Raw genomic sequence first — 7,610 nt, forward strand, 5'->3', positions numbered from 1 at the left:
CAACGGCTGGGTGCAATGATATAGTTACGATGGCTTTGTATTTAATACTATCATAAGACACTTTTTGCAACATAAGCCTAGCTGTCCTGGAGCTTGTTCGCATTGTAGTTCACAGGTTAGTTTATATTTTTCCTAGTTTGAAACCAATCCATGGCAAGAGCCACTGGAATTGAAAAAAGGCTAGGGTTGATAGAGGCGCGCAACAGAAGTGTTGAGATTGACAAAAAATGGGAAACGAGCCTGACACGAAGGGGTTTTCTTGCAGCCTTCACATATATCGCCATAGGGGTTTACTTCCAGGCAATCGGGATTGCACAGCCGTGGCAAAATGCATTGGTTCCAGCTGCGGCATTCATGCTGACAAGCCTGACACTGCCGATTATAAAAAATCTTTGGCTCAAATATTTCTATAATGGATGAGCGGCGACTTGGGATTTTGGGGATTTAAAGGCACTGCTATGGCGCGATTTGCATCCTAGCTTGCCTCATCTTTGCGGATTGGTTATATGGGCGAGTGTTCATCATGCGGCGAAAACGTGGCGGAGTACGAGTTGAACTACCAAAACGGCATGCCGGTTTGCACAAGCTGCCTGACTTGCGGCTCAAGCACAAATGACAAGCCCTGCAGCAGGTGCGGCGTCAACGTTCCAGTATATGAGCTTAAGATGCACAAAAGCCGTGCTTATTGCAACTATTGCATAATGGATTTGCTTGGGGAAGAGGAGGCGCAGGACAAGAAGCTTGAAGCTCCAACCTTTCCTGACGGGTTGCCCTTGGAAAAAAATGCGAGTGAGCTTGAAGAAAAAAAGAACGATGGTGGAGGGTTGCTGTCAGGTGGGCAGCCAGGGTCGGCTGGACGCGAACAGGGGCCCGGGGCTACAGTGAAGCTATTTGAAAAAAGCGCTCAGAGGATTTCTTCAAACAGCCAAGGCGAGCAGAAAGGCGGGGGCTTGTTGCTTGGTTTTGTCAGCAGGGTGACAAGTGCCGTTGCACTAAAACTTATGAACAGCACTGAAAAAGGCGGCATGCAGCAAAGCCCCGGAAAAGAATTGGGTGGCCACAAGCCAAACGGCGACCCATTGTGTATTCCAGACGGATACCCGATAAGCGCCTGCAGCGGCGAGCTTGGGCAATTTTGCCAGTGCCTTGAGCAGAAAAAAATAGACCAGTTGGAGGCAGGGATAGCCCTTCTTGCATCCGTAGATGATGACACTTGCAAGCTTGGCAAGGCCCTCTCAAGGCTTGGAGCGCAAAAGCAGGCAAGGGTTTTGCGCACGCTTTATTTTGCCAACCAGGATGATTCCGTGCTAAAGTCCGAAGTGGCAGATAAAAAAACGCTAACTTACGCCCAGGCAGCAAAAATTATTACTGCCATCAAAGAGCAGGAATAGAGAAAATCCGCAAAGCGGAATGCCTTATTCCCAAGACTGGTTTTCTTACCTGATGCTTATTGAGTTTGCAACAGGCAGGCTTCTAAGAAGGTTGATGAGCTTGCCTGAAAGCCTGCCTTCAACAATGATTGTAAGCACAGGGTCTGGAAACAGGTCTGGGTCGTCTGCAAGTATCTGCCTTATTTTCACCTTGTTGTCTGCAAGCACCTTTGTTACCTGCGCAACAGTTCCCGAGACGTGCGGGTCAGCCTGTATGACAATCACATCATGGCCCATGCCTTTTGCAGCCCTGACAACAAAAGCCCTGGGCTCAAGTGCCCCAAAAATCTTCAAAAGCGCGGAGTTGGCGGCAATTTCCTTTGCAGTTTCAATTATTACCCGCCTGTCAATGCCAAGGCCGCGGCCGAATTTTGCCGGTGCAAGCTCTATCGGGCCGCAATAAACCCTTCCTTGAGGGTCAACGCTTAAGCCAAAACGAAGCATTGTTTCAACAGCTTTTTGTTTGGCCCTCTGGCCTTTGAAAAACTCATTTATTTCCTCAAGCATAGGGCAAGTTATATTCATTAAGGTATAAAATTGCTTGTCACTGTACAAAAAATAAATAGATTAAATAAAATATATAGAAGCGGCTGGAGGCTTGGTATGGAGCTGCAAAAAACAGAAAGACAAAAACAGGTGGAAAAAAAAGCAAAATAAAAAAATTCGGGAGAGGGCAGGAGGGCTAAAGTAGCATTTGCCTAAAGTGCGACTTTGAGCCCAAGCTCCTTTTTCAGCTCCCTGTAGCGGTTTCTAATTGTCACCTCAGTCACGCCTGCAACGTCGGCAACCTCCTTTTGCGTGCGCCTCTCGGAGTACATCGCACTTGCAATGTAGACTGCGGCTGCCGCAACACCTGTTGGGCCCCTGCCTGAAATAAGCCCTTTTCCAACGGCCTTTTTCAGAAGCTGTATCGCCTTTTCCTGCACCTGGCCGGAAAGTTTTAGCGCCGCGGTGAACTTTGGCACATATTGGGATGGGTCTGTGAGGGGCACTTCTATGTCAAGCTCCCTTCTTACAAACCTGTAAGCCCTGCCAATCTCCTTTTTCTCAATTCCTGAAACCCTGGAGATTTCATCAAGGGTCCTTGGAACCCCCTGCACCCTGCAGGTGGCATAGATGACCGCAGATACAACAGCCTCGATTAGCCTGCCCCGTATTAGCTCGGCCTTAATGCATTTTCTGTAAAGAAGTGCTGCAGATTCGCGTATCGAGTCTGGCAAGCCTAGGTAGGAGGCTATCCTGTCAAGCTCAGAGAGGGCAATTGCAAGGTTGCGCTCCATTGAGGATGCTATTGAAGCCCTCTTGTGCCATTTTCTCATCCTGTATAGCTGCGCCTGTTTTTTTGGCGAAATCTTCGCGCCGCGAATGTCGCGGTTGTACTGGTCGATTTCAGTGACAAGGCCCTTGTTTGGCCTCATGAATTTTATCGGAGCGCCGCCCCTTGCGCGCTTTTCGCGCTGCTCCACGTCAAACGCACGCCACTCAGGGCCTGCGTCAGCAATGTTCTCGGCAACAATAAGGCCGCAGTTAGAGCATGCAAGCTCGCCTTTTTCATAGTCGCGCGTCAGATTCCTGTTTCCGCATTCCGGGCATTTTGCATCAGACATGAGATTACCTCCCCTAATCAAAAATCAGCTTCGTGTTTTGGTTTTCCAAAAAAAGCATAACTATTAAAGCCTATTGGCTTTAGCATTATTTTAGTGCAGCGCGCCTTTATAAATATTTGGTTTACTTAGAAAGTAAAAGCCAACACACAAAGCAGTGCATTTTTCAAGGCTTTCTCAATGTCTACTCAACTTGTACTAGAGCATCAAGATTTGAAGCCTTTGTTTCAAGCACATCCCACAGGGGAAGTTTTGAGGCAATAGGGGAGTCCCCGTGCTTTTCTTGCCCACTAGGCCCGGTTGAATAATATTCAGAAAGGCGCCAATAGGCCTTTGCCATTTTATCTCTTAGTTCCATGCACTTTGAGTTAAACCCAGCCTCGCAGCTTGCCTTGAGCCTGCTGTAGTCTGACTCAAGCTCCTCGCGCTTTTTCCTAAGTTTCGCATCCTCCTTTTCAAGCATGGATGCCTGTTTGAGTGGCAGCCGAATTTTCAGCCTCGTGTTGCGCCACCTTGAGGCAAGCCTGAAGGTTAAAAATGAAAGCGCGCTTGCAACAGAAGCACAGACAGCCCCAAGGCCGAGAAATTCCGGTGGTATGTCCCTGACAATCGGGATGCTTTGCAGCGCGTCCTTCACCCACTTGCCAACCAAGGCCAGGGCAGTGCCGACAGTTGTGCTTCCGATTGCTTTTTTGAGAAACTTGATGTCCGGCAGGATTGGCCTTTCGATTTTTTTTGCTGCAACCTGCCCAAGACTTTCTATGTGCTGCCTGATGGCTTGTTTTTTTTCCTCGTTGTCAGCCTCAAGCTGCGCAAGCAGGGATTTTTTATTTGCGTCAAACTCAGCAAAGCGTGCCGCAAGGTCAAGCTGCGCCTTGACCATTTCAGATGCAAAATATTCCGCAGCCTTCTTTACTGCCTTTATGAACCTGCCATGCACTGCATGATTTCCAATAAGCCCGAGATTGGCGGAAAATATCGGCTCAACAAACGCGGTCCCGTAGGCCTTGACACTTGATGCGAATTTCAAATCCCCCGGCTTGAGCTTTGCAAGCCTTCTCAGATAGAGATACTCCAGGTAACTTAACGCACCATCAAGGCTTATTGGCGGGATAAAAACCGCATCTGAATGCAGTTCTTGGAAAACAACCTGCTTGCGCCTTGGGGCAACAGAATTGGTTTTCTCAACTGACACTGGGTTGGACGAGGCGCCGTTTGTTATCTGTGCAAAGCCATTTTCTTTATGTGCAAAGCCATTGCCATTGTTCTTTGATTTGCCATTGCCATTATTCGATGCTCCAGCCTGGAATGTGGGCTTTTGGCCGGGATAAGACACTTTAGGGATTTGAGAATCTGCAGCAAAAACTTCTTCTTGCCATGCCAAACTTCCAAAGCCGCAAAATTTTCCGGATAATAATGAGACAGGAGACTTTCGGAATTTTTGCAGCCTGCTTATGATTTGGCTTGCGGCAAGCCCGTCTGAGGGATGGGTGGCACGCATAAATGCGTCTGGGGAAACAGGAGAATTAGAAACTATAGTTTTTCGTTCCGCGACAATGCCTTGCCTTAACTGCAGTGTACGGAACTGGCTTCCTCCCACCATTTGCAAACGCCTTATTCCGTCGGACTGCTTAACGGAAGGTAATTGCACTAGGTAGTATATAAACCTTCTTTTTCCACCTTTGACAACTGTCAAATGTGCTCTTGACATCTGTCAAACATTTACGCCGCAAGTGGGTTTTCCGAGGTGAAAAGAGGGAAAAAAGTGGGAAAATTGTAGGAAAGGTCAGGTTTATGGCTGTTTAGGGGTAGGATAGCCATTTGAAGCGACAAGCCCATCGGAAGTGGTGGCTTCGACGCTGAGCCTTTTTTCAAGCTCTTTTTGCACAGGATCGCCAAGCCCAAGCCACGACTTTATTTTCTGGATGATTCCTGCCTTCCCCATGGATGCTTGAGCCAGACTTGCGTAAATTGAATTAAGAGAATCCATATCACCAATGTATGCAGCTGCAAGATACTCTCTTGATACTTCACCTTGAAGCTCCTCCAAGTACCCTGCAAGAGCCATCTCCCGATTGGCCTTATGCCCAACAAGCTTTAGAGTTTTCCTTACAAAGTCAAGCTCTGCTTGCTGTGTTTTTGATATTCTTTTTGCATATTTGTCAATAACCCTATTTTCGCGATACGCTTTTCTCAAGCCAGCAGATGCATCAAAAAGAAATCCTCCTAGAACAGATGCGCAAACAGAAAAGATATAACTTAGATAAGGAACCTTGTTAATTGATTTGAAAAAGTCTATTAGCTCAGTTTTTGCTGCAGTCAGCGTGGCCGAGCCAATTACAAGGGAGCCTGCCACAAACTTAAGCGCCTTTACAAACCGTTCATATGTATCCTTAGGGTCGTAATTTGAAATAGCTTCGATTACGTTATCCCGCTGTGCAACGAGTTTAGCGACATGGTCTTTAGCTATGCCCTTATATCCTTCAATTATGCGCGCCTGGTGAGCTATGAATTCTTTCATTTGGTGCAGGTAGGAATAGTCTACCTTAAGTTTTTTGTATATTTGAAATGATTCTTTTCCTTCTTCAAACATCTGACCAAGTATTTTATCAATGCCTGAAAGTAGGGTATTTAGCTCAACCCAGCTTTTCAATAACTCAGGTTTTTTTTCATCAGAAACAAACTCTGAATTCGCCAAGTCCGCAGCTATTCCAATTAAGTCATTTCTTGTCAGCGGAGCCTGAGTAGTATAATCAAGCGGAAGGCGGTGGTATGGGATTTTTTCGTCCTTCATTTTTATGGCAAATTCCCTAAAATAGGTTTTTTCAGTTTCTGGGAAAGAAGTCAACTCTGAAAGCTTTGGCGTCAAAGCCATTCCAGACCTGCTAAGCCGGTTAGTTTGGACTGACTGGAATTGGTTTTCTTTTGGAAATGAAATAATTTTTTTATGACTCAAAAGACTCAAAGCCATAATCCCACACCACAATATCTTAGGCAACAGAAGTATATAAAGATTGCAGTTTGGGGAAAAACATGGGAAAACAGAAGATGAGTAAAGCAATCTTGAATGAAGCGGCTTGGAGGCAGCAGCAAGGATGAGATGCTTGAAGGCAGAGAATGAAGTAGTTTCAATGCAGTGCCTTGGGTGCAGAAGCACAATTATCCAAAAAGAAGCTCACTTTGAAAGATAGTAGATTCCGACAATTACAATGATTATGATTGTAAGGGAGATGATTAGCTTTTCTATCATGTTGCAGGCTTGGGCTGGCGGACTTTATAATCCTTGTCTTGGAAATAAAGTTTCTGGTGCGGAATAACAAACAGCGGTGTTTTTGAGTGAAAATAGGCATTGTATCAGACACGCATTTTGGCTACAAAAGATGGGAGCAGGATGCGGCGGCCCAGGCCCAGGCTGCAATGCTTGACGCTGCGGATAAGTGCGACTTAATACTCATGCCGGGAGACATTTTTGACACAAGGGTGCCAAGGCTTGAAACCCTCCAGCAGGCGATTAGAATATTCAAAAAGACGGCGGGAAAAAAAGATTGGCAGGCAAAATGCCTGACAAAGCCCTCAAGCCCCCCAATCCTAGGCATCCACGGGACGCACGAACTGCGGGGCAGGGACCTTGTAAACCCAGTGCAGATTCTTGAGACTATAGGCCTGATTTCACTTGTGCACAACGACCCATCGATTTGGGAGCTTGATGGGAAGAGGGTTGCGATAAACGGGCTTGGGGGCGTGCCTGACGAGCTTGCCATTGCGGCACTTGAGACACTCAACTTTACCCCGCAGCCTAACGCGTTCAATATTTTCATGTTCCACCAGTCGCTCCAGGAGTACATAAAAACAGACAAGAAAATCATGAGCTTTGAGGACCTGCCAAAGGGATTTGACTTATATATAAGCGGGCACATGCACAAGTACACTGTTGATATGGACGGAAAGTTCCTCATACCTGGAAGCACTGTAGTCACGCAGCTAAGAGAGGAGGAGACACGGCAAAAAGGCTACATAATTTATGACACGCAGGCAAAGACGCACGAATTTGTCCCAATCAAGACAAGAAAATTCTTCTTTTCGCGCCTGGAGTTTGACCATGCCACCCCAAACGACGTGAGGCAAAAGGCAAAGGAGGAGCTTGCAAGGATTGCAAAACTTGCCGATGGGGAAAAACCGATAATAAAGCTGAAGCTGCACGGGACCCTTGCACAGGGGTTTGTGCCGCAGGATGTCCATGTTGAGCAGGAAGGCGGGTTTGACTCGATAATAGAAATTGACAACGAGCTTGACTTGCAGTCGCTTAAGGACAAAATTGAGCTGATACGCTTGGCGCGTGCCGGAAAAATGTCTGTGATGGATTTTGGCATGAGCATACTTAGGAAGGAGGCAACGGCAGGAGGCTACATGGGGCAGGGGGAGTGGGGCATTGACGAGATGTTTGGCAAGCTAAGTGAAGAGAACGGCAACCCGTATGAAAAATTCGCCAGCATGGAGAGGCCACAAGTCAGCCAGGTAAAGCAGCCTGCCCACCTAGGAGTCCTTGGGACAACAGAGGGTGGGGAGCCAGGTAAGC

At 47.1% G+C, this 7,610-nt stretch carries 7 protein-coding genes; 3 read left to right on the forward strand and 4 right to left on the reverse strand.

Annotated elements, in window-relative coordinates:
- Window positions 1-150: 150 nt before the first annotated feature.
- Both FJZ26_02640 and FJZ26_02645 read left to right on the forward strand, forming a co-directional pair.
- Window positions 151-420 carry a hypothetical protein gene (locus FJZ26_02640; GenBank protein ID MBM3229305.1) on the forward strand — a complete coding sequence of 90 codons (270 nt, stop codon included), beginning with the start codon at window positions 151-153 and terminating at the stop codon, window positions 418-420.
- Between the two features lie 86 nt (window positions 421-506).
- Window positions 507-1,391: a hypothetical protein gene (locus tag FJZ26_02645; protein ID MBM3229306.1), complete on the forward strand. Its 885-nt coding sequence runs from the start codon at window positions 507-509 to the stop codon at window positions 1,389-1,391.
- A 45-nt stretch (window positions 1,392-1,436) separates the two neighbouring features.
- Here the strand turns inward: FJZ26_02645 and FJZ26_02650 are convergent, their stop codons facing one another.
- The 4 genes from FJZ26_02650 to FJZ26_02665 all read right to left on the reverse strand — a co-directional run bounded on the left by FJZ26_02650 (window position 1,437) and on the right by FJZ26_02665 (window position 6,005).
- Entirely contained in the window at window positions 1,437-1,955 is a 519-nt protein-coding gene (locus FJZ26_02650; protein MBM3229307.1) for a hypothetical protein, read from the reverse strand.
- A gap of 173 nt (window positions 1,956-2,128) precedes the next feature.
- Window positions 2,129-3,037, reverse strand: coding sequence for a transcription initiation factor IIB (locus tag FJZ26_02655; protein ID MBM3229308.1), 909 nt, complete (start codon window positions 3,035-3,037; stop codon window positions 2,129-2,131).
- 181 nt (window positions 3,038-3,218) lie between these two features.
- On the reverse strand, window positions 3,219-4,418 hold the full coding sequence (locus tag FJZ26_02660; protein ID MBM3229309.1) for a hypothetical protein: 1,200 nt from the start codon (window positions 4,416-4,418) through the stop codon (window positions 3,219-3,221).
- A 408-nt stretch (window positions 4,419-4,826) separates the two neighbouring features.
- Complete coding sequence (locus FJZ26_02665; protein MBM3229310.1) at window positions 4,827-6,005, reverse strand: hypothetical protein; 1,179 nt, start codon at window positions 6,003-6,005, stop codon at window positions 4,827-4,829.
- Between the two features lie 365 nt (window positions 6,006-6,370).
- Between FJZ26_02665 and FJZ26_02670 the strand changes: the two genes are divergently transcribed.
- The coding region (locus FJZ26_02670; GenBank protein ID MBM3229311.1) for a hypothetical protein at window positions 6,371-7,610 on the forward strand (1,240 nt) is incomplete at its 3' end.

This window comes from Candidatus Parvarchaeota archaeon, assembly GCA_016866895.1.
GTDB lineage: Archaea > Micrarchaeota > Micrarchaeia > Anstonellales > VGKX01 > VGKX01.